General features: G+C 65.9%; 19 protein-coding genes. 9 read left to right on the top strand and 10 right to left on the bottom strand.

The window, feature by feature from the left end:
• The first annotated feature begins 75 nt into the window (after positions 1 to 75).
• Positions 76 to 294, top strand: coding sequence for a hypothetical protein (locus tag GEV01_RS00980; RefSeq protein ID WP_152800846.1), 219 nt, complete (start codon positions 76 to 78; stop codon positions 292 to 294).
• A 94-nt stretch (positions 295 to 388) separates the two neighbouring features.
• Here GEV01_RS00980 and GEV01_RS00975 read toward each other — a convergent pair whose 3' ends face one another.
• On the bottom strand, positions 389 to 1699 hold the full coding sequence (locus tag GEV01_RS00975; protein ID WP_152800844.1) for a sugar MFS transporter: 1311 nt from the start codon (positions 1697 to 1699) through the stop codon (positions 389 to 391).
• Between the two features lie 284 nt (positions 1700 to 1983).
• Here GEV01_RS00975 and GEV01_RS00970 point away from each other — a divergent pair, with 284 nt between their 5' ends.
• The 6 genes from GEV01_RS00970 (at position 1984) to GEV01_RS00945 (ending at position 11077) form a co-directional block, all read left to right on the top strand.
• Positions 1984 to 3201, top strand: coding sequence for an AGE family epimerase/isomerase (locus GEV01_RS00970; protein WP_152800842.1), 1218 nt, complete (start codon positions 1984 to 1986; stop codon positions 3199 to 3201).
• Positions 3194 to 4105, top strand: coding sequence for a carbohydrate kinase family protein (locus tag GEV01_RS00965; RefSeq protein WP_152800840.1), 912 nt, complete (start codon positions 3194 to 3196; stop codon positions 4103 to 4105). The genes GEV01_RS00970 and GEV01_RS00965 overlap by 8 nt, the downstream gene beginning before the upstream one ends.
• A gap of 74 nt (positions 4106 to 4179) precedes the next feature.
• Complete coding sequence (locus GEV01_RS00960; protein ID WP_152800838.1) at positions 4180 to 6225, top strand: glycoside hydrolase family 97 protein; 2046 nt, start codon at positions 4180 to 4182, stop codon at positions 6223 to 6225.
• 134 nt (positions 6226 to 6359) lie between these two features.
• On the top strand, positions 6360 to 8807 hold the full coding sequence (locus GEV01_RS00955; RefSeq protein ID WP_152800836.1) for a GH92 family glycosyl hydrolase: 2448 nt from the start codon (positions 6360 to 6362) through the stop codon (positions 8805 to 8807).
• 20 nt (positions 8808 to 8827) lie between these two features.
• Positions 8828 to 10072: an MFS transporter gene (locus tag GEV01_RS00950; RefSeq protein WP_328595405.1), complete on the top strand. Its 1245-nt coding sequence runs from the start codon at positions 8828 to 8830 to the stop codon at positions 10070 to 10072.
• Between the two features lie 267 nt (positions 10073 to 10339).
• Complete coding sequence (locus GEV01_RS00945) at positions 10340 to 11077, top strand: hypothetical protein (protein ID WP_152800832.1); 738 nt, start codon at positions 10340 to 10342, stop codon at positions 11075 to 11077.
• Positions 11078 to 11079: 2 nt separating this feature from the next.
• Here the strand turns inward: GEV01_RS00945 and GEV01_RS00940 are convergent, their stop codons facing one another.
• Positions 11080 to 13665, bottom strand: coding sequence for a beta-mannosidase (locus GEV01_RS00940; RefSeq protein WP_152800830.1), 2586 nt, complete (start codon positions 13663 to 13665; stop codon positions 11080 to 11082).
• 175 nt (positions 13666 to 13840) lie between these two features.
• Here GEV01_RS00940 and GEV01_RS00935 point away from each other — a divergent pair, with 175 nt between their 5' ends.
• Entirely contained in the window at positions 13841 to 14848 is a 1008-nt protein-coding gene (locus tag GEV01_RS00935) for a hypothetical protein (RefSeq protein WP_152800828.1), read from the top strand.
• 13 nt (positions 14849 to 14861) lie between these two features.
• Here GEV01_RS00935 and GEV01_RS00930 read toward each other — a convergent pair whose 3' ends face one another.
• The 8 genes from GEV01_RS00930 to GEV01_RS00895 are packed head-to-tail and all read right to left on the bottom strand — an operon-like array spanning position 14862 to position 21544.
• Positions 14862 to 15311: a GlcG/HbpS family heme-binding protein gene (locus GEV01_RS00930; protein ID WP_175022861.1), complete on the bottom strand. Its 450-nt coding sequence runs from the start codon at positions 15309 to 15311 to the stop codon at positions 14862 to 14864.
• A 10-nt stretch (positions 15312 to 15321) separates the two neighbouring features.
• Positions 15322 to 16728 (bottom strand): FAD-dependent oxidoreductase, encoded by a 1407-nt coding sequence (locus GEV01_RS00925; RefSeq protein ID WP_217428325.1) that lies wholly within the window; start codon positions 16726 to 16728, stop codon positions 15322 to 15324.
• A 12-nt stretch (positions 16729 to 16740) separates the two neighbouring features.
• Positions 16741 to 17586, bottom strand: coding sequence for a tryptophan 2,3-dioxygenase (locus GEV01_RS00920; protein WP_235914115.1), 846 nt, complete (start codon positions 17584 to 17586; stop codon positions 16741 to 16743).
• 37 nt (positions 17587 to 17623) lie between these two features.
• Positions 17624 to 17896, bottom strand: a complete 273-nt coding sequence (locus GEV01_RS00915; RefSeq protein WP_152800822.1) for a MoaD/ThiS family protein — start codon at positions 17894 to 17896, stop codon at positions 17624 to 17626.
• A 2-nt stretch (positions 17897 to 17898) separates the two neighbouring features.
• Positions 17899 to 18339, bottom strand: a complete 441-nt coding sequence (locus GEV01_RS00910) for a Mov34/MPN/PAD-1 family protein (RefSeq protein ID WP_152800820.1) — start codon at positions 18337 to 18339, stop codon at positions 17899 to 17901.
• Between the two features lie 11 nt (positions 18340 to 18350).
• Positions 18351 to 19517 (bottom strand): molybdopterin-synthase adenylyltransferase MoeB, encoded by a 1167-nt coding sequence (gene moeB / locus GEV01_RS00905; RefSeq protein WP_152800818.1) that lies wholly within the window; start codon positions 19515 to 19517, stop codon positions 18351 to 18353.
• A gap of 30 nt (positions 19518 to 19547) precedes the next feature.
• Positions 19548 to 20555, bottom strand: coding sequence for an aminotransferase class I/II-fold pyridoxal phosphate-dependent enzyme (locus tag GEV01_RS00900; protein WP_152800816.1), 1008 nt, complete (start codon positions 20553 to 20555; stop codon positions 19548 to 19550).
• Positions 20556 to 20605: 50 nt separating this feature from the next.
• Positions 20606 to 21544 (bottom strand): helix-turn-helix transcriptional regulator, encoded by a 939-nt coding sequence (locus GEV01_RS00895; RefSeq protein WP_152800814.1) that lies wholly within the window; start codon positions 21542 to 21544, stop codon positions 20606 to 20608.
• A gap of 232 nt (positions 21545 to 21776) precedes the next feature.
• Here GEV01_RS00895 and GEV01_RS00890 point away from each other — a divergent pair, with 232 nt between their 5' ends.
• Positions 21777 to 26408 (top strand): CoA transferase, encoded by a 4632-nt coding sequence (locus GEV01_RS00890; protein ID WP_152800812.1) that lies wholly within the window; start codon positions 21777 to 21779, stop codon positions 26406 to 26408.
• The last annotated feature ends 3 nt before the right edge of the window (positions 26409 to 26411 follow it).

Below are 26411 nucleotides of genomic sequence, written 5' to 3'. Positions count from 1 at the left end.
CCTAGTCCTTATTGCCGATTGCGCCGCCGGCCGGCGTCCGGCCACAATACCCACATCCATTCCAGGAGAAAAAGCATGGAGTCTATGGCAGAGGACTTTTACAACGGTCCTACCCTGAGCATCACGATCAGCCGCGAAGGCAGCCGTGTCCACCGTCTGATCGACGACACCTGTTACCCGCTGCGCGCCAGCAAGCTGACGGTGCGCCGCGATCCGATGGTCGAAGCGCTGTTCGGCGCGGCAGGCGTACCCGCTCCGCTGGCCGGCGCGGCGATGCCGGCAAGGAAACGCTGAGCCGGTAACCGTCGTTCCCGCGAAAGCGGGAACCCATACGCCGCATGCTCGCCGAGGCCGTATGGATTCCCGCCTGCGCGGGAATGACGGGGGCTTAGGCGGCCGGCGCGTTGCGGTACATGGCGGCGTACTTGACGCCAAAGTACACGATGTAGCAGTAGCAAACGGCCGGCACCAGGAACGAGGTGTACAGCCCGGCCACATCGGCCACATAACCCTGCACGAACGGCACGATGGCGCCGCCGACGATGGCCATGCACAGCACGCCCGAACCCTGACCGGTGAACCGGCCCAGGCCGTTAAGCGCCATGCTGAAGATGGTCGGGAACATGACCGAATTGAACACGCCCACCGCGATGATGGCCCACATCGCCACATGGCCCTTGCTCAGGATGGCCAGCAAGATCAGCGCGATGGAAACGGCGGCATTGAAAGCTAGCGTCTTGCCCGGGCTGATGTAGCGCATCACGGCGAAGCCTATAAAGCGGCCCGCCATGGCGCCGCCCCAGTAGTAGCTGACGTAGTGCGCGGCGGCGCTAGGCGCCAGGCCGGCCACGTCGGCCTCGCCGAGGAAATTGATCAGGAAGCTGCCTATGCTCACCTCGGCGCCGACATACACGAAGATGCCAATCGCGCCCAGCACCAAATGGCGATACGAGAACAGCGACGCCTTCAACGGCGCGCCCGGCGCCTCATCCTGCGCAGCGGTGTCGGCATAAGCGATCTTCGGCAAACGCACCAGCGCGAACAGCACCGCCAGCATCAGCAAGGCCGCGCACAGCGCCAGATACGGGCCGCGCACCGAACCGGCCTGCTGGGCCTGGTAAGCCACTTGCTCAACGCTAGGCAGTTGCGCGAACTGCACCTCGGTCAGCACCCCGCCCGACAGGATCAGCAAGCCGCCCAGCGTAGGCGCGATGGCCGTGCCAAGCGAATTGAACGCCTGCGTCAGGCTCAAGCGGCTCGACGCCGTGGCCGGATCGCCCAGCACCGTGACGTAGGGATTAGCCGCCACCTGAAGCACCGTAATGCCGGCCGCCAGCACGAAGAAGGCGAACAGGAACATGCCGTAGCCGCCCGTCGACGCCGGGTAGAACAGCGCGCAGCCCATGGCGGCGATCACTAAACCGGCCACCGCGCCGTTCTGGTAGCCCAGCCGCTTGATCAGCATGCCGGCCGGCAGCGAGACGATGAAATACGCGCCGAAGAAGCAGAACTGCACCAGCATCGCCTGCACATAGTTCAGCGAATACACCGCCTTGAGGTGGGGAATCAGCACGTCGTTTAGCGACGTCAGCAGCCCCCACAGGAAAAACAGCAGTGTCACGATCATCAAGGGCGCAGTGTTGCTGCCGCCCTGCGTGTCGCCGCGCTGGGCGACGCCCAGTCCTGAAATATGTTCCATGTTTCGATCTCCGTGGTCTTGTTGTTCTGTCGCCTGTCCAGCCGGCGCCACGAATTTTCCATGGCCGCCGCGGCCAGGTCAAACACTGCCTCGGCGGGAGCGCCAGTTTCGCGAGATTCACTAAACAAGCGTGGCGTCGCGCGCGGGGCGAACAGCAGCGTGTTTAGTGAAACGCGATAAACTGAGCCGTCCGCGAAAGATTCCCCCTCTGCGGCGTTTTTCGCTGTGATTAAATCGCGCCACGGTCTACCAGGACCCTCCCCGCAAACTAACCACAAGCGATAATGGCCCCGAATTTCCTCTCCCGCGATGTACTGCTGGCGCATGTGCGCCACACGATGGCCTTCTACGATCCCCGCTGCGTCGACCCGAGCGGCGGCTTCTATCACTTCTACCAGGACGACGGCACGGTCTACGACCGCCACACCCGCCATCTGGTCAGCAGCACGCGCTTCATCTTCAACCATGCGATGGCCTATCGCCACTTCGGCCTGCCGGAGTACCAGCAGCGCGTACGCCACGGCATCGCCTTCCTGCGCGACGTGCACCGCAACCCGCAGACCGGCGGCTACGCCTGGGAACTGTGCTGGAACGGCACCGACAAGCTGATCACCGACGCCACCAACCACTGCTACGGCCTGGCCTTCGTGCTGCTGGCCTACGCCCATGCCAGCATGGCCGGCGTGAGCGAGGCCAACGACTACATCGCCGAGACCTTCGCGCTGATGGAGCAGCGCTTCTGGGACGAGGGTCACGGCCTGTACGCCGACGAAGCCAGCGGCGACTGGTCGGAACTGGCGCCCTACCGCGGCCAGAACGCCAATATGCACGCCTGCGAGGCGCTGATCGCCGCCTTCGAGGCCACCGGCCACCGCCCTTACCTGTTGCGCGCCGAGACGCTGGCGCACAACATCACGGTGCGCCAGGCTGCCCTGTCCGGCGGCCTGATCTGGGAACACTACCGCGCCGACTGGTCGGTCGACGCCGACTACAACAAGGACAACCGCAACAACATCTTCCGTCCGTGGGGCTACCAGCCGGGCCACCTGACCGAATGGTGCAAGCTGCTGCTGATCCTCGAACGCCACCAGGCCCACCTGGCGCGCTCGCCGGAATGGCTGCTGGAACGCGCCCGCGCGCTGTTCGACGCCGCCGTCGGCAGCGCCTGGGACGCCGAACACGGCGGCCTGTACTACGGCTTCGCGCCGGACGGCTCGATCTGCGACGGCGACAAGTATTTCTGGGTGCAGGCCGAATCGCTGGCCGCCGCCGCCCTGCTTGCGCACCGCAGCGGCGACGCTGTCTACTGGGACTGGTACCAGCGCCTGTGGGACTACAGCTGGCAGCACTTCGTCGACCACAAGCACGGCGCCTGGTACCGCATCCTGGCGGCCGACAACAGCAAGATCTGCATCTACAAGAGCCCGGCCGGCAAGACCGACTACCACACCATGGGCGCCTGCTACGAAGTGCTGAACGTATTCGGCAACGAGCATGGTTGATGCCGCACTGCCGAGCTTTGTGGTGGCCGGCGAGGCGCTCACCGACATGATCGTCGACGAGGATCGCGGCCAGCATTGGACCAGCCAGGTTGGCGGCTCCGGCTGGAACGTGGCGCGCGTGATGGCCGGCCTGGACGTGCCGACCGCCTTCGCTGGCGCCATCAGCACCGACGTCTTCGGCGAGGCGCTGTGGCAGGCCAGCACGGAAGCGCGGCTGGACTTGCGCTTCCTCCAGCGCCTGCCCAAGGCGCCGCTGCTGGCGGTGGTGCACCGGCGCTCGCCGCCCAGCTACTTCTTCATCGGCAGTGACAGCGCCGACCTGCACTTCGATCCGGCGCAGCTGCCGGCCGGCTGGATGGGCCAGGCGCGCTGGGTGCATTTCGGCGGCATCAGCCTGGCCCGCGAGCCGCTGGCCGGCAAGCTGGTGGCGCTGGCGCAGACGCTCAAGGACGCCGGGGTACGCATCAGCTACGACCCCAACTTCCGCAAGCTGATGGACGCCGGCTATGACAGCACCTTGCGCCGCATGGCCGGGCTGGCCGACGTCATCAAGGTGTCCGACGAAGATCTGGCGGGCCTGTTCCGCACCTTCGATGTCGATGCCGCGCTGGCCACGCTGCGCAGCTGGAATCCCGAAGCGATCTGCCTCTACACCCGGGGCGAGGCCGGCGCCGAGCTGCACATCGGCGCGCAGCGCTGGAGCGCGCCGGCCGTGCCGGTCACGGTGGCCGACACCGTCGGCGCCGGCGACGCCAGCATCGCCGGTTTGCTGTACAGTCTGATGCGCAAGCCGCTGGACACGCCCGAGGAACACCTGCGCTTCGCGGTGGCCGCCGGCGCGGCCGCCTGCCAGGGCCACGGCGCCACCCCGCCGTCGCTGGCCGCGATCCGGCAACTGCTGTAGGCAAGCGCTGTAAGCACCAGGCCGCGCCTGCCCGGCGCGGCCCTTTTCACTACCGATCACCTGGAGCCGCCTCCATGCATACCCGTACCGTTCTGCTGCTCGCCCTGATAGCGCCGCTTGCCGGCGCCGCCGACCTGAGCGTGCAATCCCCCGACGGCGCCGTCGTCGTCACCGTCAGCGACAACCGCGCCCACCCAAGCTACAAGGTCAGCTACCGAGGCAAGGAAGTCATCGCCAACTCGCGCCTGGGCCTGGTGTTCAAGGACCAGGCCGCGTTTGGCGACGGTTACCGCATCGTCGCCAGCGCGCCCGCCTCGGCCGACACGCAATGGACCCAGCCCTGGGGCGAACGCAAGCTGGTGCGCGACAAGCACAACGAGCTGCGCGTGGACTTCGGCGGCAGCGGCAACGCCGGCAGTAGCGCCACCGGCCGCTTCACCGTACGCTTCCGCGTGTTCGACGACGGCATCGGCTTCCGCTACGAGGTGCCCAAGCAGCCCGGCATGGACCAGGTCGAGATCGTCGACGAATCCAGCGAGTTCGTGCTGCCCGAAGTGGACGCCACGCGCGCCTGGTGGATCCCTGCCCGCGCCTGGCGCAGCCTGGAATACCTGTACCGCAACACCTCGCTGCGCGAAGCCGTGCACGTCGAGACGCCGTTCACCATGCGCCTGGCCTCCGGCGTACACCTGAGCATCCACGAAGCGGCGCTGACCGACTACGCGTCGATGACGCTGGCGCAGCAGCGCGACGGCGTCTTCAAGGCCGACCTGACGCCGTGGTACGACGGCATCAAAGTCAAGACCCGCACCGACTTCAAATCGCCATGGCGCACCGTGCAGATCGCCCCGGACGCGCCCTCGCTGCTGAACTCCGACCTGATCCTGAACCTGAACGAACCCAACAAGCTGGGCGACGTCTCCTGGGTCAAGCCGGGCAAGTACGTCGGCATCTGGTGGGCCATGCACCTGTGGCAGAAGACCTGGTCGTCCGGCGACAAACACGGCGCCACCACCGCCGAAACCAAACGCTATATGGACTTCGCCGCCAAGTACGGCTTCGCCGGCGTGCTGGTCGAAGGCTGGAACGTGGGCTGGGACGGCGAATGGCCCGACAACGGCGACCTGTTCAAGTTCACCCAGCCCTATCCCGACTTCGACATGAAAGCCATCGCCGCCTATGGCAAGAAGACCGGCGTGCAGCTGATCGGCCACCACGAAACCTCGGGCGCGGTCAGCCACTACGCCAGCCAGATGGACGCCGCCTACGACTACTACCGCGACAACGGAGTAACGCAGGTGAAGACCGGCTACGTGGCCGACAACGCCAAAATCAAACGCATCGACGAGCAAGGCCGCGTGCGCTACGAATGGCACGACGGCCAGTACATGGCCGGCGAATACCTGCGCTCGGTCGAGCAGGCGGCCAAGCGCCACATCAGCATCGACACCCACGAGCCGATCAAGGACACCGGCCTGCGCCGCACCTATCCGAACTGGATCACCCGTGAAGGCGCGCGCGGCCAGGAATACAACGCCTGGGGCTTCCCGCCCAATCCGCCCGAGCACACCGCCATCCTGCCGTTCACGCGCATGCTGTCCGGGCCGTTCGACTACACGCCGGGCATCTTCAACCTGAAGCCCAACGGAGAGACCTCCGAGAACCGCGTGCGCTCGACGCTGGCCAAGGAGCTGTCGCTGTATGTGGTGCTGTACAGCCCCATCCACATGGCGGCCGACCTGCCGGAAAACTACGAAGCGCGACGCGACGCCTTCCAGTTCATCGTCGACGTGCCGACCGACTGGGAGCAAAGCCGCGCCATCGCCGGCGAAGTGGGCCAGTACGTCGCCATGGCGCGCCAGCAGCGCGGCGGCGCCGACTGGTTCCTCGGCGCGCTCAGCAACGAGACCGCGCGCACGCTCAACCTCAAGCTGGACTTCCTGGCGCCGTCCAAGCGCTATCTGGCGCAGATCTACCGCGACGGCGCCAAGGCCCACTGGGATACCAACCCCTACGACATCGTCATCGAAACCCGCGAAGTCGGCCGCGAGGACATGCTGGCGCTGTGGCTGGCGCCGGGCGGCGGCGCGGCCGTGCGCTTCAAGGCGCTCGACAAGTAAGCGCCACGGCGGGCCGTGTTTACTAAAAGCCGTTAAACTGCCCGCCGTTTTTCCGCCCGCGTTGACCCCGATTTTTGCCGATGCTATACATGCAAGCATATGCAATTTGACACCCGCACACTGAGGAAACCGTAATGCACATCTTCCCACCGTCCAAATCCCTGCTGCCGCTGCTGACAGGCGCCCTGCTCGGCACCGCCTGCATCAGCCAGGCCGCCGCGCCTGTCGCGTCGGCCGCGCCGGTCAACACCTTCATCGGCACCCAGGACGACGGCAACACCTTCCCCGGCGCATCGGCGCCGTTCGGCATGCTGCAAGTCAGCCCCATCGGCGAACACTACGCCGGCTGGCACTACACCGATCCCAAGATACGCGGCTTCGGCCACTTCTTCCTGTCCGGCGCCGGATGCTGGGAGCAAGGCGGCCAGCTGTCCGTGCTGCCAGTAACCGGCAGCATCGGCCCCGGCGGCAATTTCGACACCAGCAAGCCGGGCAGCTTCGACCACAAGAAATACGCTGCGGAATACACCCATGACGGTGAAGTCGGCGAAGCCGGCTACTTCAAGGTCAAGCTGACCAGCTACGGCGGCATCGTCGCCGAAACCACCGCGCTGACCCGCGCCGCCGCCGAGCGCTACACCTTCGCGCCGGGCACCGCGCAGGGCCATGTGCTGGTCAATCTGGGCCAAGCCAACGAGCGCCACTCGGTGGTCGGCAGCAGCTTGCGCGTGGTCGACGACCACAGCATCGAAGGTAAGATCGTCACCCGCAGCTTCTGCGGCGGCGCCCAGTACGCCACCTGGTTCCGCATGGAATTCGACCGTCCGTTCACCGCCCACGGCGTGTGGAATGAAAACGGTGGCCTGCCCGGCTCCAAGCTGCTGAGCCAGCAGGGCGACAGCCGCCCGCACGGCGCCTGGTTCACCTTCGACGTCAAGGATGGCAAGGCGGTGACGGCGATCAGCGCCATCTCGCATGTGGACGCCGACGGCGCCCGCCGCAACCTGCGCGCCGACGCCTACGCCCAAGGCGCGCCGCGCAGCTTCGACCAGATGCGCGAACAGGCGCAGCAGGCGTGGCAGCAGGAACTCAAGTCGGTCAACATCGAAGGCGCCGACCAGAACCAGCGCACCGTGTTCTACACCGCGCTGTACCACTCGCTGCTGCAACCGCTGACCGGCAACGACAGCGACGGCCGCTATCGCGGCTACGACGACCGTATTCATTCGTCCGGCAAGTCCACCTACTACGAATTCTTCTCGCTGTGGGACACCTACCGCGCACAGAACCAGCTGATCGCGCTGCTGCGTCCCGAGCGCGCCCGCGACATCGCCGAATCCGTGCTGAAGATCCGCGACCAGGGCGGCTGGCTGCCGCGCTGGGGCTACGCCAATTTCGAATCGAACGTGATGACGGGCGATCCGGTCACGCCTTTCCTGGTCGACCTGTGGCGCTACGGCGCACTGAAGGGCCGCGAACAGCAAGCCTACGCGGCGCTGCGTGAAAACGCCTTCGGCGTGCCGCCGTTCGGCAGCCGCAACGAAGGCCGCGCCGGCAACCCGAACTACCTGTCCAGGGGCTACGTGCAGTACGACCTGTCGTTCCGCGCCAAGGGCATGGATGTCGATCCGCACCACGGCGGCTCGGCCACGATGGAATACGCGCAGGCCGACGGCGCGCTGGCCTTCATGGCCGAGGCGCTGGGCAAGAAGGATGACGCGGCGCTGCTGCGCAAGCGCGCCGGCAACTGGCGCAATGTGTGGGACGCCAGCGCGCAGGACAAGGCGCTCGGCTTCCAGGGATTCCCGCGCGCCAAGACCAGCGACGGCCAGTGGTACACCGAGATCGACGGCAGCTACACGCCGCGCGCCGAGCACGGCTTCCACGAAGGCACGGCATGGCAGTATCAATGGCTGGTGCAGCAGGACGTGGGCGGCATGGTCAAGGCGATGGGCGGACGCGAGCAGACCGCGCGCCGGCTGGACGCCTTCTTCGCCTACGACGCGCTGCGCGCCGATCCCTTCCAGGCGGTGCGCAAGGAATGGGTGATGGGCGCGTACAACTACTACAACCAGTACCACTACAATCCGAACAACGAGCCGGACCTGCACGCGCCGTGGATGTACACGCTGATCGGCCAGCCGTGGAAGACCACGACCGTGCTGCGCGCCGCTGAAACCCTGTTCAGCAACGCGCCCAACGGCGTGACCGGCAACGACGATCTGGGTACCATGTCGGCCTGGTATGTGTTCAGCGCACTGGGCATCTACCCGTCCACGCCGGGCAGCGGCCGTTTCCTGCTGCATGAGCCCAAGTTCGCCAAGGCGCAGGTCGACCTGGGCAACGGCAAGCAGTTGAGCATCGAGAAGGATGCTCTGCCAGCCGCAGCGTCTGCCCTGTCGCCGGAGGCGCCGCCCTCCTTCGTCACGCAGCTGAGCTGGAACGCCCGTCCGCACGACAAAGTCTGGCTGGATTGGGAACAACTGCAGCGTGGCGGACAACTGCGCATGCAACTGTCCACCGACCCGGCCGCAGCACACTGGGGCAGCAGCCCCGCCAGCGTCCCGTCTGACGCCAACTGACAGCACGCGGCATGGATAGCATGCGGCACCCCTTGCGCTGGATCGCCAGCCTGTATCTGGCCGAGGGGTTGCCGTTCTACGCGGTAGCCCTGGTCGCCAGCCTGATGTTCAAGAGCTTGCACATAGCGAATGAACAGATCACGCACTGGACCGGTTTCCTGGGCCTGGCCTGGGTGATCAAACCGCTGTGGAGCCCGCTGCTGGAGCTGACCTCAAACAAGAAAAGCACGGTGATCGTTTGCCAGTGGATCACCGGCTGCGCCTTCGGGCTGGTGGCGCTGGCGCTGCAACTGCCCGACTATTTCGCCGCCTGCATCGCGGTGTTCATGCTGGCCTCGCTGTCGGCGGCCACCCACGACATCGCCGCCGACGGGCTCTACATCATGCATCTGAACGAATACCAGCAAGCCCGTTACGCGGGCTGGTGCGGGGCGTTCTTCAATGCGGGCAAGTTCGTCTCGCTCGGCGGGCTGGTGATCCTGGCCGGCCATCTGGAAAGCAAGTTCGACGTGCGGGTGGCGTGGTCCATCATTTTCCTGCTGCTGGCGGCCATCATGCTGGCGGTGGGCGCCTACCACACCATGGCGATTCCGCACACGGCCGCGCCCGCCAAGTCGGCCATGAGCGCGGGCGAGACGCTGCGCGACGTGTTCCGCGATTTCTTCCGCAAGCCGGACATCTGGCTGTGTGTCGTGTTCATCATCCTGTTTCGCGCCGGCGAGGCGCAGGTGCAGACCATCGCGCCGCTGTTCCTGCGCGAGGCGCGTGAGTTGGGCGGGCTGGGCTTGAGCACGGGCCAGATCGGTTCGGTCTACGGCACGGCCGGTACGCTGACCTTCATCCTGGGCAGCCTGGGCGGCGGCTACTTCGCCGCCTGGCTAGGTCTGCGCCGCGCGCTGATCTGGCTGGTGCTGGCGGTGAACCTGCCCAACCTGGTGTTCTATTTCCTGAGCACGCAGATGCCGAGCGATCTGTGGGTGATCACGGCGGCGGTCGGCTTGGAGATGTTTGGCTATGGCTTCGGCTTCGTCGGCCTGATACTGTTCATCATCCAGGTGCTGTCGGTCGGGAAGTACAGCGCCGCGCACTACGCGCTGGCGTCGGGCATCATGCAGCTGGGCTTCGTGATATTCAAGGTGATCAGCGGCGACATCCAGGCGGCGCTGGGCTATCAGCATTTCTTCCTGTGGGTGCTGCTCAGCGCGGTGCCCGCGATGCTGCTGGTGCGCCGCATGCCGCTGCCGGGCGTCCGCGCGAAGGCATGACCGGAGGATACAGGGGGTGGTTCGTTTTTTTTCGGGTTTTACTAAAACGCGATAACCACTACTACCTCATGATAACCATCGATATTTCGCCAGAGTTCGCACTAATCGGGAACTAACTGCTGCTAATCGGTTCTAACGAATATAGGCTCCAAAATTTTAGTATCGGTTAGCGATCGGTATGGAAATTTTAGTAAGCCTTAGCGCGCTGTAGTACGCCTTAGCGGTGGTTAGCAGCGGTTAGTAAAAACCCGATTTTGGGGAACCCTCATGCCTACTCACAGCCTTCAATTCCCAATCCGCGTGCCCGACGATGTGCTGTTAGAGTTGGGCGAATTCACCGGCTTGTTCTGGTCGGATGTTTTCGGCCTGGAGCCCTTCGTCTGTGAGGCCATCCGCAACTACATCAATCCACCGCCGCCACCTCCGCAGCAGCCTGCGACACTATCCGAAGCAGGCTACCAATGGAAGGAGTTGTTTCTTCCCGAAGGAACAAGGCTGCGCGCCAGCTTCGATCACCAGCAATATTTCGCCACAGTGGAAGGGGCAGAAATCAAGTATGGCAAGCATACGGTGTCGCCGTCCTGTTTTGCGAACCTGTACGGCAGCGGCAACCGCAACGCATGGAAAGCCATCTGGCTGCGCCTCCCGGGCAGTGATGCATGGCTGTTGGCCGATGTCTGCCGGGCGGCGCGGAAAGCGGCGATAGCGCGTTTGCTCGCAGGCGAAGAGCAGGAACATAGCCAGCGCTCCCAGACGGCAATCCAGCCGGCGCAAGACCAGCTCACGCAGCCATCAAAACGCCGCAAAACCAGTCCAGCAGCGACCGGCATTGAACGCGCCCGCGCTGGACGGCAGCCCGCAGTGCGCCAATCAGGGCCGAGACAACCCAACCTCCGCCCACCCAGCGCGCAGGCAGCGACGCCCGGCACCGGCATACAGTCCAAGAGCGGCTCCGGAAGAAGCGCCCGCCGCCGCAAACGCCGAGCGGCAAAAAACACTCCCTGAAATCAGGCTGCCGCGCCCACGTGGCGCAGCTTCAGGCAACGACGCAGATCGGCGATGCTGGCGCCGCCAGCCCTGCTGACGCGTAGCACGCGCCGCTCGCCGGGCAGCAAGGTCAACGCATTGTCCGACAGCTCCACGTCCAGCCCCTCGAACTCCACCCACACCGCGCGCGCCAGCGCCTTGCACGACAGTTCGAGACGCACATGGTCGCCCTGCTCGCTCAACTCGGCGTGCAGCCCCGGCTCCGGCAAGTCCAACTCCTTGGCCGCCACGAAGTAGACCACGCTGCGCGACACCATCTGCCCGCCCAGCGCCAGCTCGAACACCACCACATGACGGCGCGGGTCCAGCTGGCCCAGCAGATAATCGTCGCAGTAACTCCCCACCTGCGATGCCGAAACAGGCCGCATCACGTGCTGCTCGGTTTCCTCGCGCAGGCAGCGGCCATGCAGGTCCATCACCCGCATGCGCAGCTCGCCGATCTGCGTCTGCTGGCTGTCCGACACCAGCGTCGCACGGGTAACGCCCCCATCCCGGCTGGCGGCGATGATCACGGGCGCGAAGAAGCGGCGCGTATGGAATTGCAGCGCCTTCCAGCGGCCGTAATAATCGACGCTGGCCCAGGAAGCCCCCGGCCACACATCGTTAAGCTGCCAGTACAGCGAGCCCATCGTACGCGGCATGCTGGCGCGGTGATGCAGGCTGGCCAATTCAATGCCCTCGGCCTGCATCACCTGGCTCAGATAGACGAAGTCGGCAAAGCTGGCCGGCTCGCGGTAGTTGGCGCGGATGTAATGCAAGATCCGGTCGTTGCCCGCGCCGGCCAGGAATTTCTGATGCGCGCGCACTTGCAGCGAGTCGATCTGCTGATGCTTGCGCGCGATCACGCTGTCGATGGTTGCGGCCACCGGCCACGCCTGCAAGCCGAACTCCGACATGAAGCGCGGCGTTTCGCGCTGATACTCCTCGACCGGCTTGGAACCTGCCCACACATCCCAGTAATGTTTGTCGCCGTTGTTGGAATCATTGGCAGGGCCATCCAGGTCATTGCTAGGTGAACTGGACAAATACCCCATGCCGCCGCCATGTTTGGCCACCACCTTGCGCAGCAGCGTGCCGAACAACTGCACATAGCCGTCCCAGACGGTAGCGGCGAACTCAGGCGCCTCGGCTTTCAGCTTGGCGCCTATGCCCCAGTCCTTCCACGCCGTTTCCTCCTCGTTGTTGCCGCACCAGAGCACGACGCAAGCATGCTCGCGCAACCTGCGCACCTGCTGCACCGCCTCGAACAGCACATTGCTGCGGAAGCGCGCATCGTAGGCCGGCACCACGCCGCCGCCGAACATGAAGTCCTGCCAAACCATCAGGCCAAGCTCGTCGGCGATGTCGTAGAACTCCTCGCACTCGTAGTAGCCGCCGCCCCAGTTGCGCAGCATATTCATGTTGGCCGCCTGCGCCGACTTCAATATCCCGCGCATCGCCGCCGGGCTCACGCGGTTGGGGAACATATCGAAAGGAATGACATTGGCGCCCTTGGCGAACACCGGAATCCCGTTGACGACGAAATGGAATTGCCGTCCCCACTGGTCGCGCGCCCGGCGCAACTCCACGCTGCGCAGGCCCACGCGGCGGCGTTGCTCCAGCACCACGCCGTTCGCGTCGCTGACCTGCACCAGCAGCGTGTACAGCGCAGCCTCGCCATAACCATTGGGGAACCAGCGGCGCGGACGATCGACCTGCAGCGCGAACTGCTCGCGCTGCACGCCGGCCGGCATCGCCAGCAAGCGCGTGACGCTGCGCACCTGCCGCCCATCCGGATCGAGCAGCGTCAGTTGCAGCTTCAGCGGCGCGGCGCGGTCCAGCCGCAGCGAGCATTGCACGTTCAGACGCGCACGTTCCGCGTTCACTTCCAGCTGCTGCACATGCAGCCCGGCCAGGCGCACCACATCGCCCGTCTCCAGCCTGACCGGACGCCAGATGCCGGCCGTGACGAAGCGCGGTCCCCAGTCCCAGCCGTAGTGATAGCCCGGCTTGCGCACGAAGTTGGCCGTCATCGCATCGCGCGGCTCGTCGCCGTAGGGTGACGGGTAATTGCCCTGCAACTTGTGCGGCATCGCCTGCACGGCCGGCAGCATGCGGCCGATGGGTGTATGCAGCTGCACCAGCAGCACGTTGCCGCTGGCCTTCAGCATGCCGCGCACATTCAGGCGCCAGCTGCGGAAGGCGTTGGCCGTCGAACGCAGCTTGACGCCGTTGAGCCAGATGTCGGCGAAGGTGTCGACGCCGTCCAGCACCAGCTGCTGGCGCGCGCGCGCCAGCGTTGCCGCGTCGACGTCGAAGCGCAGGCGGTACTCCCAGCCGGCGTTGCCTATCCATTGCAACCCGGCTTCCTCGTGCTCCTGGTAGGGATCGGCGATCAGCTTCGCGGCCAGCAGGTCAGTGTGCACATGGCCGGGCACCGTGGCCGCATGCCATTCGGTCAGCGCGGCGCGGCCTGCGGCCTGGGGATCGGAAGGCAGCAGGCGGAACTGCCAGTCGCGCGCCTGCATGCCGTCGGCATGGGAGCACAGGGAAACAATAGAGGTCATGGTTGCGGCATTTTCATTTTCGGCAGTGTATTTATACCATCGAGGGAAATCAAAATTTCAGAAAGTCCCAAAACAAGGCCGCGTTTAGGCTGCTTTAGTAAACACAAAAAAATATTGCAGTTTATTGCCCTTTTTATTATTGTCATAACTATCACTTCTTTAAAAAAGGAGCAGCATGATCCCCACCGCCACGCTCAATCCCGCAATCGACAAAGCGCGTGCGCAATCACGTACGGCGCGCGTGGATACATCGAAGATCGGCATGCCCGGCGTCTTGCAAAATTGGAAAACGAATTCCCCACGGTTTGGCGCCAACCGCCGGGCCGATGGGTTGACGCCTATCGATACCGCCTGCGCTGCGTTGGCACTGAACTGGAAAAGCCAGGGAGGCGCTGGGATGGGGGGCAACGATACGGCCACCACGACCTTGCTCGATGCGTGCGCGCAGTGGCTGGACGATCGCAAAGTGTTCTGCATGCGCGTCACCGGCTGGCGCGAGAAGGCTATCAAGGAACTGTATTGGCAGGTCGCCTGGGCCTACATCAGCGACCGATATGTGCAGCATGCCTTGGCAACGCTTGCGATCAATAACGCTGCGGGCATGGTGACGTCCATCATTGAGCCGACGCCGCCGCAGACACCGGGCGGAGATCCCTATGACTTCATGAACAGCGGCTATCAGCATCAAACGGCTGCCACCCTGACTCCCTTATACCGCGGCGATACGCGCAGCCCGACAACCATCGAGAACCTCGGAGGACTCATGCCGCAACAGTTGGCGAGTCGCTGGGATTATCTTCCTTTTTTCGATGGCAGCACCGGCGGCAATACCCCCGGCCTGACTAACGACCCGCAACTGGCGATCAACGCGGTCGGCGCGGCCAAGGCAACGGGCAACCATCTCGATCACAGCATGGACGCGTGGGTGGAAAGCTTTGGGCGGGGCAAGCCGCGCGGCTATATTTATGAATTTGGCCATCTGCCAGGGGCGACCAGTTGTCTGCGGGTCCAGGAACAGACCGTGGGCCGCGAAGTAATCTTCCTCGGCATCCCGCATGCCATGATTTCGCGGTGGTGGGCCGTCCATAGCGATCACACGACATCGGGGCCGTTTGCCTTTCCGGCGACGGGCAATCCGCCTGCCAATCCCGGGCCGCAGTCGGCGCCCAACCAGCTGGCCTGAGCGCGCCCGGCGCTCAGGCCCGCCCCGCCTTCTGCGCAGCCCAGTCCTGGAAGGCCTCCAGCGCCAGATTGGCCAGCTCGCCGTCCTCGGCCGAGGTGGCGCCGGAGACGCCGATGCTGCCCAGCACCGCGTCGCCCGCCACGATGGGCGCGCCGCCCTCCAGCGGGCTGACGTGGGCGTTGCCCAGCATCCGCAAGCCGCTGCCGCCGCCGGCGACCATGTCCTCGAAGAACTTCGACGGCCGCTTGAAGTTGACCGCCGTCCTGGCCTTCTCGAAGGCAAACGCCAGGCTGCCATAGTTGGCGTGCTCCATCCTGTGCACCAGCACGATCTGCGCGGCGCTGTCCAGCACCGTCACCACCAGTTTCAGGCCGCGCTCATGGCCCACGCTCTCCACCGCCGCCGCGATATGCTTCGCGGCGGCCAGCGTGACCGGCTGGCCGTAATTCAAAGTCTTGCTCATCTGCTGCATCCTATGGTGTGGGGTTGAACGTCGCCGGCAGGCGGGGTATCCGTTCCCGCACATGCTCGGCGACCCAGGCAAGGTCGATCTCCTCGAAACTGCGCCGTCCCTGCGTCGCCTGCCGCAACAGGTCGGACTGCAGCTTGCCGCGCTCGAAGGCGATCAGGTAAGGCATGCGGCTGAACGTCACCATGCGGTAGCGCGACACAAAACGCTCCGGATAACGCTGCTCCAGCCAGCTCGACAACTGCCGCTCCAGCGCGAACTCCGCGCTGCTGACGCGCTGGCTCATCTCAGTATAGTTTTCCAGCGCCATGGCCTGGATCGCGCCGGCGTTGGGCTGGCACTCGGCCTGATAGGCGGCCAGCGCGGCCGGCAGCGATGTGCCCTCCAGCAGATGCCGGGTCAACGCGACCGCATCCTCCAGCGCGCAGTTCATGCCCTGGCCGTGGAACGGCACCATCGGATGCGCCGCGTCGCCCAGCAGCACGACATTGCCAAACCCATGCCACTGTTTCAGCGACAGCGTTCCCAGCATGCCGACCGGATGGGTGTCGTAGTCGTCGGCAAAATCGGGCATCAGCGCGTACAGCTCGGGAAACGCCGCCGCGAACCAGCGCTGCGCGTCGGCAGCCTTGCCCAGGGCGGCGAAGTTCGGCGTATCGGCCTGGTCGCTTTGCAGATGCAGGAACAGCGTGGCCGTGAAGCTGCCATCGATGTTCGGCAGCGCAATGCACATATGCCCGCCGCGCGGCCAGATGTGCAGGGCATCGCTGTTCAGGCGGAAGCCACCCGCCTCCGCCGCCGGAATTTCCAGTTCCTTGTAGCCGTGCTCCTGGTACTGGCACGCCTGCCCCAGATCGACCTGCTTGCCCAGCGCCTTGCGCACCGCCGAGTCGGCGCCGTCCGCGCCCACCAGCAGTTCGTAGCCCAGCCGCTCGCCGCCCTGCTCCAGCGTGATGCTGCGCGCCGTGAAGTCGATGTCGGCCACGGCCGCATCAAAGCGCAGCTGCGCGCCGGCCCGCTCCGCCGCATCCAGCAGCAGGCCATTCAAACGCGCGCGTTGCAGCGACCAGATCGCCTCGCTGTCGGACAAGCCGTAGGCGTGGAATTCGCTCGGCCGTCCGAGCGGGTGCACCTGCCGGCCGCGCATCGGCAGCGCGATCTCCATTACTTGTTCCTCAAGCCCGGCCTGGCGCAGCGCGTACCGGCCGCGCTCCGCCAACGCCAGGTTGATCGAACGGCCCGCAGTGCCGGCGCTGCGGCGCGGATCGCCGCGGCGCTCCAGCACCTGCACCTTGTAGCCGCGCTGCGCCAGCAGACAGGCCAGCAGGCTGCCGGCCAGGCCGGCGCCGGCTATCGTCACCGAGACACGGCGCGCGCCTTCGCCCGCCATATCGCTAAAATCGCCTTGCATGATGCGTTCTCCTCAAAGAGTGCTGCGTATGCGCCATAGCTCGGGAAAGAGCACGAAGTCCAGCGTCTTGGCCAGGTAGGGCACGCCCGAGCTGCCGCCGGTGCCGCCACGGCGGCCGATGATGCGGTCGACCGTGGTCATGTGCCGGAAGCGCCACTGGCGGAAGCTGTCCTCGAAGTCGACCAGCTGTTCGCCCAGGTCGTGCAGGTCCGCGTACTCCTCGGGGGCGCGATAAATCGTCATCCACGCCGCCTCGACCGTTTCGTCGGGCCGCGTCGCCTGCTGGTCCGCCACGGACAGCAGCCGCGCCGGGTCGATGTCGAAGCCGCGCGCCGCCAGCAGGCGCACCACTTCATCGTAGATCGACGGCGCCGCCAGACGCTGCCGCAAGGTCTGCAGCGACGCCGGGCAATGCGCATGGCTTTCCATCTGGCCGCGGTTCTTATTCCCGAGCAGGAATTCGAGTTCCCTGAACTGGCAGGACTGGTAGCCCGAGGAGGAGCCCAGGTATGGCCGCATCGCCAGGAACTCCAGCGGCTCCAGCGTCGCCAGCACGCCCCAGGCATTGACCATGTGGTCGAGGATGCGCCGGCTGCGCGCCAGCAGCCGGCCGGCCTTGGACAGGCGGCGCGCGCGTATCAGCTGGCTGGCCTGGGTCAGTTCGTGCAACAGCAGTTTCATCCACAATTCCGCACTCTGGTGCTGGATGATGAACAGCATTTCGTCGGACACCGGCGACAGTGGTTCCTGTCCGCCCAAAATCGTCCGCAACTTCAGGTAGTCGCCATACTTCATGGCGGGAGCCGGGGGGCTGGTCGCATCGGCTGCGGGTCGATGCGCGAAAGGACATTCTTGCATGGTGGACCTCATTGGATTTCGATGGATGGGACACCGATCAACCGCCGGCAACCGCCGGCAGTATGGTGATCGCGTCGCCAGGCTTGACGGCCGACGCCAGCCCCTGCTGGAAGCGGATGTCGTCGTCGTTGAGGTAGATGTTCACGAAGCGGTGCAGCTGGCCGTCCTGCATCAGGCGGCCCTGCATGCCGGGATAATTTCGTTCCAGTTCGTGTATCACTTCCTGGATCGAGGTGCCGCTGACGACGACCGTCTTTTGATCCTCGGTCAGCGTGCGCATGATGGTGGGGAGATGGACTTGTACGGACATGATTAACCTTCAATGTATGGGGTGGACAATGCAACGTCGGCGACGACGACCGGCTCTTCCGACACGCGGCCGTCGGCGATGCGGTAGCTTCTGAGCGCCGGCTGGAAGCGCGGATCGGTGCCGACGATCAGGTGATGCACTTCGGGATAGGCGGCGGCGTGCGCGATATCGCTACGGCTGGGGTACGCCGCCGACCCGGTGTGCGAGTGGTAGAACACCAGCGGGACTTCTCCCGCCGCATCCATGCCGCGCCAGGCCTTCAGCTGGTCCAGCGGCGCGAATTCGAAATACTCTTCCGATTGCGCCATATTCCGCATGGGGATCAGCCGATACGGCGGCCGCGCATCCGGCAGGCTGGCGACGATCCCGCAACACTCCAGCGGGTGGGCGGCGCCGGCCTGCGCCAGGATCGCGTCGACGATCTCGCGTGGCAGGGTCAACATGCGTGGCTCCGTCAATACAGGCTCTGGCCGGGATCGACGGCGCGTATCCACGCCAGGATGCCGCCATCCAGATTGCGTACGCCGCCATAACCGGCTTGCTGCATGGCGCGCACCACTTCGCGCGAGCGCGCGCCACCCTTGCAATACACGACGAACTGGCCGGACTTGTCGAACTCGTCAATGCCGTCGTCCAGCATGCGCCGCTTGGGGATCAGCTGCGCGCCTTCGATGCGGCAGATCTCCCACTCGTTCGGCTCGCGCACGTCGATCAGGGTCAGCGGCTGGCCGCCGGCCAGCAATTCCTGCAGCGCGCGCGGCGCTATGCCCGGCACGTCGTGCGCGGCGGGCGCGGCGGCCTTGTGGCCGCAAAACGCCGGGTAGTCGATCAGCGCGGTGATAGTCTGGCGGTCCGGCGCGCGCCGCAGCGGCAGGAAGCGGTAGCTCATCTCCAGCGCGTCGTACACCGCCAGACGGCCCAGCAGTGAAGTGCCGGCGCCGGTGATCAGCTTGATCGCCTCGGTCGCCATGATGGAGGCGATGGCCGCGCATAGCACGCCCAGCACGCCGCCCTCGGCGCACGATGGCGCCAGTTCCGGCGGCGGCGGCTCGGGATACAGGTCGCGGTAATTGCGTCCCATGTCGCCGGGCGCGTTTTCCCAGAACACGCTGGCCTGGCCTTCGAAGCGGTAGATCGAGCCCCAGACATAGGGCTTGTCGGCCAGCACGCAGGCGTCGTTGACCAGGTAGCGGGTGGCGAAGTTGTCCGTGCCGTCGACGATCAGGTCGTACTGGGACACCAGCGCCAGCGCGTTCTCGCTGTTCAGGCCCTGCTCGTGCAGGCGCACTTCCACATGCGGATTCAAGTCCCGTATGGCGCGCTGGGCGCTGACGGTTTTCGGCTCGCCGACCGAGCTCACGCGGTGGATGATCTGGCGTTGCAGATTGCTGATGTCGACGCGGTCAAAGTCGGCGATGCCCAGCACGCCGACGCCCGCGGCCGCCAGGTACAGCAGCGCGGGCGAACCCAGCCCGCCGGCGCCGATCACCAGCACCTTGGCGGCTTTCAATCGTTGTTGGCCGCGCAGTCCGATCTCGGGCAAGAGGACGTGACGGCTGTAGCGCGTCATTTCGGACTGGTCCAGCGCCAGCCCGTCCGTGACGAGAGGAGGTAGTTTCATCTTCCGGTTTCCTATCGAGATATAAAAAGTTCAGGCGCCGACGGCGTCGGCGAACAAGGTCGATTCCAGCGCCGATTGCAGCGCTTCCATTTCTTCGTCCAGGCCGATGGTCACGCGCACCCAGTCCGGCGCTTCCGGCCAGCTGCGGCCGATGTGGATGTTGTGGCGCTGCGCCAGGTCGCGCGCCAGCTGGTTGCCGTCGCGGCCGATCTGCAACATCATGCAATTGGCCTGGGAGGCGGTGTAGGCAATGCCGCGCTGGTCCAGCCAGGCCATGAAGGCCTCGCGCACGCGGCGGATGGTGGCCTTGCGTTCGGCCAGCGCTTCGCTCTGCTTCAGGCTGGCCAGCGCCGCCGCCGCGCCCGGCACCGAGATGTCGTGCGGCGGCACGGTATGGATCAGCGACAGCGAAGCCGGCTGCGCGATCGCGTAGCCGACCCGCAATCCCGCCATGCCGTGTATCTTGGAAAACGTGCGCGTGACGATCAGGCTGGCGTCGCTGGCCACCTGGTCGAGCAGCGACGGCTGGTCGCAAAACTCAAGATAAGCCTCGTCGATCAACAGCGTGGTGACGGGATTTTTCTTGCGCAGCAAATCCATCAGGTCGCGATGCGGCGTGATGCTGCCGGTCGGATTGTTAGGGTTGGCGACGTAGATCAAGCCGCCGGCCGGCGCCGCCGCGCACATCGCCTCGACGTCGTGCGAGCCGTCGGCGCGCAGCGGAATCTTGCGCACCGGCCGCGCCGCCAGCCGCGCCGCGGTTTCGCACACCGCATAACCGGGGCTGGCCACCACCAGCGGCGCGGTGGCCGAGGTGAACGCCATCGTCGCGTAGTGCAAGACCCGGTTCGAGCCCGGATACAGCGACACCCAGGCCAGCGGCACGCCGTGCCAGGCGGCGATTTCCTCGCGCAATTGTTCGGCCAGCACGAACTGGTAGCGGCCGGACTGGCCCACGGCCAGGCGGGCCGCGCTGGCAGCCTCCGGCAGCAGGCCGAAGGGCGATTCGTTAAAGTTCAACAGCACATCGCGTGACATGGTTACTTCCTTTACTTAGGTTGGCAGGTTCAGTTAAATCTTTGCCCGATTCAGCAGCGCGCGGCTTTGGGCGGCTTGCCGAAATAGCGGGCAAACGCCGCACTGAAATTGCTCGGATGCTGGTAGCCGACCTGGTAGGCCGCCTGCGCGACCTGCTGTCCCCGCTCCAGCAACTCCAGCGCCCGCTGCATCCGCAATTCCAGCAGCCGTTGTCCGGGGCTCACGCCGTAGGCCTTGCGGAAGGCATCCTTGAGCTTGTATTCGCTCAGGCCGGTCTGCGCGCACAACGACGCCATGCTCAGCAGCTGGTCGAGATTGGCGCGCATAAACGCGTCGAGCCCGGCCAGCTTGTCCATCTCTTCCGCCCGCAAGCGCCCCTCGGGCCGCGCGGGCGGCGTCAGCAGCCGCAACTGCTCGGCCAGCAGACTCAGCGCCTGAATCCGCAAGCCCAGGTCGTTCTGCTGCCCCAGCAAACGCACGTCCGAGAACGCGCGCAAATGCATGCTGGCCGCCGTCGCGCCGAAACTGAGCTGGCTGGTGCCTTCGTTGCGCGCCAGCGCCGGCCGCAACACATGCCAGCTCAACTCCGGCCCCACATAGCGCAGCAAGGCGCTCTCGCTGACGATCAGCCGCAGCTGGCGCACCGGCCGCTGGCCCGCATGGCAGCGCTCGCCGCGTCCCTTGATGTAGGACGACACCGTCGTGTAGCCGCTGCGGAAATACAGGTTGTCGCCACTGCGGTCACGAAATTCCGATTCGCCCTCCAGGCCGAAGGTCAGCACCAGGTTGCGTTCCCTGCCCTCGTACTCGCAGGCCTGCATCTGGTCCTGGCCGGTTTGCACGCTCGAACTGACCACGGAAAAACCCGCTTCGCAGTCAAAGCGCTTCACTTCATTCGCCGGCAGGTGGCCTGCTTCGACCACCCAGGCCGACTTCGATATCTCGCCGGCGCTGGCGCCGGCGGAATCGGACCCTAACAACGTACGCATCGATGGAAATCCTCCGGTTGCATTAGAGAAAAGACAATCCAAATTGATAACGTTAAGCACAGCCTAACGACAAATCCCTGCGCTGCGCAGAGCCTTCTACGAATCGCATACGAAATCATCCGGATTGAATACGTAATAGTAATGACACTCATTCTCATTTTCATTTATATTTACAAAATGTGCAATATAAACAACTTTGCATCTTCTTTTCACCGCGCATAAGGGTCGCAGCATGGTTCATACAAGCACGCAGCTTGCTCAGAAAGACGTAGCGGCAGGCTGTCTTCCACTGACGGGAATCCGGCTGCGGCTCGGCGCCGCCGGCGACGATCTGCAGCCGCTGCAGGACGCCCTGCGCCGCCGCGCCGCCATCCTCGGCGCCGAGGTGATCGTCGCGCCGGGACAGCTCCAGCCGGGCGCCCTGCTGGCCACCCTCAACGACGCCAGCGGCGCCAGCGTGCAGCTGTGCCTGCGGGCCTGGCCGAAGCAAGCCTCGGGCAGCGCCGCCCTGCTGGAGGCGGCCAGCGGCATGACCGCCTGGCACCAGCGCGCGAGCGGCGAATACCTGCCGCTGGGCATCGACTACCTGGCCACGCTGGGTGCCTCGCTGGCGATGTGCGCGGGCGTGGCGACGCTGCTGGCACTGAGGGAGCACGGTGGCCACGTCGGCCTGAACCTTAACCTAGCTGAATGCGCGCTCTTTGCGATGAATCAATACTTGGCTATGGACCAAGCGGGCCAAATCGCGCTAGAACGCAGTCGCGACGACGACCGCAGCCCGCCATTTGCCAGCGGCGACCGCATCCGTTTCGAGCTGGAAGCCCTGAGCGCCGAGAGCTGGCGCGCGTTCTGGCAAGCGGCCGGCGCCGAACCCGACGACGTCCGGCGCGGCTGGGCGCCCTTCATGCAGCGCTACACGCAAGCCAGGGCATTTTTGCCGGCCGGATTGTTCCGTTGCGCGGGCACGCATATGTACGAGGACTTGCAGGCGATGGCGGCCGAGGCCGGCGTCACGGTGTGCGCCCTGCACCCGGCAGCCGCCGCGAGCGACGACCCCGGCCGCGAGCGCTGGATGCACATCGGCCCGTGGCAGTTCGAACCGGCCGGCGCCGCCGCCCTTGCCGCCGGACGCGGCGAAGGATCGCCCGCACGGCCGCTGGCCGGCTTCAGCGTGCTGGAATCCTGCCGCCTGATCCAGGGCCCGCTGGCCGGCCACCTGCTGCACCGGCTGGGCGCGGACGTCGTCAAGGTTGAAATGCCGGGCGGCGATCCGATGCGCGCCCTGCCTCCGCTGGCGGGCAATATCTCCGCGCACTTCGCCGCGATCAACCTGGGCAAGACCAGCCTGGAGCTGGACCTGAAGGCGGCCGACGGACGCCAGCGCCTGCTGTACCTGGCCGGCCAGGCCGACGTGTTCCTGCACAACTGGGCGCCCGGCCGCGCCGCCCAACTGGGCCTGACCGCCGCCGACCTGGCGCGCACCTGCCCGGCGCTGATTTACGCCAGCGCCTCCGGCACCGGCCAGTCGCCGCTGCCGGACGATCCGGTCGGCACCGACTTCATGATCCAGGCCCACAGCGGCGTCGCCAGCCTGCTGCGCACCGGCGCCGGCCAGCCGCAGTCCGGCACCCTGCTGACCATCATCGACGTGCTGGGCGGCGCGGCGACCGCCGAAGGCATCGTCGCCGCCCTGTATGCGCGCGCAAGCCGGGGCCAGGTGCTGCATCTGGATTCGGCCATGGCGGGCGCGGCCGCAATGCTGGTGGCGGCAGAGTCGCAGTCGCACCACCGCGCCTGGGGCGGCTGCGCCGACGCCAACACCGCCAACCGCTTGCTGGCCCTGCCGCGCGGCTACGCCACCAGCGACGGCTGGCTCATGCTCGACCGCATCGCCGACCAGGACGCGGCCAGCTACGCACGACGACTGGCCGCATCGGCGCCGGACAGCGATTTTGCCCAAGCTTTCGCGCAAGCGCTGAAAGCCAAGTCCAGCGCCGCCAGCCTGCAGGAACTGCGCCGCCACGGCATGCAGGCCGAGCCCATCGCGATGAACGCCGCAGAGGTGATCGGCCACACCCAATTCGCCGGTCTGGCAAACCAGCAAAACGGTTTATTGCAATTTCAAAACCCCTGGTCTGTTTCGCCAAATCCCATCAACTCACACATCTATCCGACCATGACAAACAACAGCACAACGCCCGCCGCCGCCAACGCCACGGACCTGGTCAGCGCCAAACAACGGCAAGCCTGGACCGACGCCGGCATCTACAAAAACCTGGACCTGTTCGCGGCCTTCCAGCAGCACTGCAACGAACGCCCACAAGCCATCGCCGTCTGCGACCAGGACGAAAGCCTGAGCTACGCCACCCTGCGTGCGCGCAGCCTGAGCCTGGCCACCGCCCTCGCCCGCCTGAACGTGGGCAGCGGCGACGTGGTCGCGGTCAACCTCCCCAACGGCTGGCGCGGCTGCGCGGCCGACATGGCCGTCGCCGCCCTGGGCGCCATCGTCCTGCCCTTCCCGCTGGGCCGCAAAGCCCACGAGAGCCGCCTGATCCTCAGAAAATCCCGCGCCAAAGTGCTGATCTGCCAGCGCCAGGTCGGCGACGGCGACTACGCCGCGCTGATCGACGGCATCCGCGCCGACCTGCCCGAGCTGCAAGCGGTACTGGTACACGGCACGCAATACGGCGACTGGGGCGACCTCGACGCCGCCTGGGACCAGCCGGCCTACGACTACCGCGCAGGCACGATAGACCCGAACGCTGCGGCCCGCCTGATCGCCTCGTCCGGCTCGGAATCCGAACCCAAGCTGGTGGCCTACTCGCACAACAACCTGCTGGGCGGCCAGGCCAACTACCTGACCAGCCTGGGCGCGCGCCCGGCCGACATGCGCGCGCTGTTCTGCGTGCCGCTGGCATCGCCATTCGGATCGCTGGGCACCTCCTGCGCGCTGGCGGCCTTCGGCGGCACCCTGATCAACTGCGAACGCTTCCAGCCAGAACAAGTGCTGCACCTGGCGGCGCGGCGCGAAGTCACCCACATGTTCGCCGGGCCGAACATGGTGGACATGCTGCTCAATTGCGAGCTGCTGCAAGCGGAACAGCCGTTCCGCCTGCCCGCGCTGAAGGCCATCGTCAGCGGCGGCTCGGCGCTCAGCGCGGAAACGGCGCGGCGCGTGCGCACGCAAATCGGTTGCTCGCTGATTCAATCCTACGGCTCGGCCGACGGCGTCGCCTGCCACACCGCGCTGGAGGACGAGATCGACACCACCGTCAACACCGTCGGCATACCCGACAGCAGCGTGGTGACGGTGCGCATCGTGGACGAACAAGGCCAGCCGCTGCCGCCGCAACAGGAAGGCGAGATCTGGGCGCTGGGTCCGATGACGCCGATGTGCTATTTCGGCGCACCGGAACTCGACAGCCGCTACCGCGATCCTGAAGGCTGGGTAAAAACCGGCGACCGCGGCATGCTGGACGAAAACGGCCGCCTGCGCATCGTCGGCCGCCGCGCCGACACGGTGGTGCGATCCGGCATCAAGCTGAACCTGCCCGAGATTGAAAACCTGCTGCACGGCCACCCATCCGTCGCCGACGCCGTGCTGCTGCCCGTGGCGACCTCCACCGAGCTGCGCCTGCACGCCTGCCTGGTGCTGCGCGGCGGCGCCACCGCGCCCGACATGGCGGCGCTGAACCACTACCTGCTGAACGACCTGGGCCTGGAACGGTATAAATCGTTAGACTCGATCAGCTACCACGAACAGTTCCCCATCGCCCCGTCCGGCAAGGTGGACAAGGCCGCCCTGCTCAAGCACGTACAGACCGAGCCGGAGCCACGGCCGGCCGGCGAACTGTCGGCCCAGTCCATCCTCGAAATACTGAGCGGGGTGGAACGCGCCGGCGTGCTGCGCGCCGCCATCCAGCTGGGTGTGTTCGACCTGCTGGCCAGCGGCCCCAAGACCTCCCTCCAGCTGGCGCAGGAAAGCGGCGCCAATGCGCGCGGCATGCGCGTGCTGCTCGACGCGCTGGCCGGCCTGAAACTGCTGGCAGCCGAATCGCCCGCCAAGGACTACGCGCTGACGCCGCAATCGCAGCGCTTCCTGGTGCGCAGTTCCGCCTACTACGTCGGCGGCCTGGCCCAGGTCTACACCGACGACCTGATGTGGGAAACCTTCCGCGACTTCAAGGCCGCCGTGGTGGCCGGCCAGAGCGTGCTGCCGGCCAGCCTGGAGATGGCCAACCATCCGTACTGGGAACAATACGCGGCCGGCATCCAGAACACCAGCCGCACCACGGCGGCCCGCGTGTCCGGCCTGCTGCGGGATTGGCGCAAAGGCGAGAAACAGCTCGCCATCCTCGACCTGGCGTGCAGCAGCGGCATCTACGGCTTCACCGTCGCGCAGCAGTTCGACGACGCCAGCGTGTGCGGCGTCGACTGGCCGGCATCGCGTCCGAAGTTCGAAGCCCAGGCGCAGGAATTCGGCATGGCGGAACGCTCGCGCTTCGTCGCCGCCGACCTGTTCGAACTGGCGCTGCCGGACCGCTACGACCTGGTCATCATGAGCCAGATCCTGCACCACTTCGACACGGCGCATTGCCGCGAACTGCTGGCGCGTGCGCGTGCCTGCCTGAAGCCCGGCGGCCGCCTGGTGCTGTGCGACTTCATGCTGAGCGAAGCCGCGCCGCACACCGAAACCATGCAGCGCCTGTTCGGCGCGCAGATGCTGGGCCTGACCAGCGCGGGCGAGTGCTACCGCGCCGATTTCTTCCAGGACCTGCTGCGCCAGCAAGGCTTCCAGTCGCCGCAACTGCGGCCGCTCAAAGGCCTGCCCGTGCATTGCATCCTGGCCGACCTGGAGCCATAGACC

It is taken from the genome of Rugamonas rivuli, from assembly GCF_009380165.1.
In the GTDB taxonomy this organism is placed as follows: domain Bacteria; phylum Pseudomonadota; class Gammaproteobacteria; order Burkholderiales; family Burkholderiaceae_D; genus Rugamonas; species Rugamonas rivuli.
This window is presented reverse-complemented; position numbering and strand designations above follow the sequence as displayed.

Excerpts from the sequence above, each read along its gene's own strand:
- GEV01_RS00980 (WP_152800846.1), top strand. The coding sequence starts at position 76 with ATGGAGTCTATGGCAGAGGACTTTTACAACGGTCCTACCCTGAGCATC.
- GEV01_RS00975 (WP_152800844.1), bottom strand. The coding sequence starts at position 1,699 with ATGGAACATATTTCAGGACTGGGCGTCGCCCAGCGCGGCGACACGCAG.
- GEV01_RS00970 (WP_152800842.1), top strand. The coding sequence starts at position 1,984 with ATGGCCCCGAATTTCCTCTCCCGCGATGTACTGCTGGCGCATGTGCGC.
- GEV01_RS00965 (WP_152800840.1), top strand. The coding sequence starts at position 3,194 with ATGGTTGATGCCGCACTGCCGAGCTTTGTGGTGGCCGGCGAGGCGCTC.
- GEV01_RS00960 (WP_152800838.1), top strand. The coding sequence starts at position 4,180 with ATGCATACCCGTACCGTTCTGCTGCTCGCCCTGATAGCGCCGCTTGCC.
- GEV01_RS00955 (WP_152800836.1), top strand. The coding sequence starts at position 6,360 with ATGCACATCTTCCCACCGTCCAAATCCCTGCTGCCGCTGCTGACAGGC.
- GEV01_RS00950 (WP_328595405.1), top strand. The coding sequence starts at position 8,828 with ATGCGGCACCCCTTGCGCTGGATCGCCAGCCTGTATCTGGCCGAGGGG.
- GEV01_RS00945 (WP_152800832.1), top strand. The coding sequence starts at position 10,340 with ATGCCTACTCACAGCCTTCAATTCCCAATCCGCGTGCCCGACGATGTG.
- GEV01_RS00940 (WP_152800830.1), bottom strand. The coding sequence starts at position 13,665 with ATGACCTCTATTGTTTCCCTGTGCTCCCATGCCGACGGCATGCAGGCG.
- GEV01_RS00935 (WP_152800828.1), top strand. The coding sequence starts at position 13,841 with ATGATCCCCACCGCCACGCTCAATCCCGCAATCGACAAAGCGCGTGCG.
- GEV01_RS00930 (WP_175022861.1), bottom strand. The coding sequence starts at position 15,311 with ATGAGCAAGACTTTGAATTACGGCCAGCCGGTCACGCTGGCCGCCGCG.
- GEV01_RS00925 (WP_217428325.1), bottom strand. The coding sequence starts at position 16,728 with ATGCAAGGCGATTTTAGCGATATGGCGGGCGAAGGCGCGCGCCGTGTC.
- GEV01_RS00920 (WP_235914115.1), bottom strand. The coding sequence starts at position 17,586 with ATGCAAGAATGTCCTTTCGCGCATCGACCCGCAGCCGATGCGACCAGC.
- GEV01_RS00915 (WP_152800822.1), bottom strand. The coding sequence starts at position 17,896 with ATGTCCGTACAAGTCCATCTCCCCACCATCATGCGCACGCTGACCGAG.
- GEV01_RS00910 (WP_152800820.1), bottom strand. The coding sequence starts at position 18,339 with ATGTTGACCCTGCCACGCGAGATCGTCGACGCGATCCTGGCGCAGGCC.
- moeB (WP_152800818.1), bottom strand. The coding sequence starts at position 19,517 with ATGAAACTACCTCCTCTCGTCACGGACGGGCTGGCGCTGGACCAGTCC.
- GEV01_RS00900 (WP_152800816.1), bottom strand. The coding sequence starts at position 20,555 with ATGTCACGCGATGTGCTGTTGAACTTTAACGAATCGCCCTTCGGCCTG.
- GEV01_RS00895 (WP_152800814.1), bottom strand. The coding sequence starts at position 21,544 with ATGCGTACGTTGTTAGGGTCCGATTCCGCCGGCGCCAGCGCCGGCGAG.
- GEV01_RS00890 (WP_152800812.1), top strand. The coding sequence starts at position 21,777 with ATGGTTCATACAAGCACGCAGCTTGCTCAGAAAGACGTAGCGGCAGGC.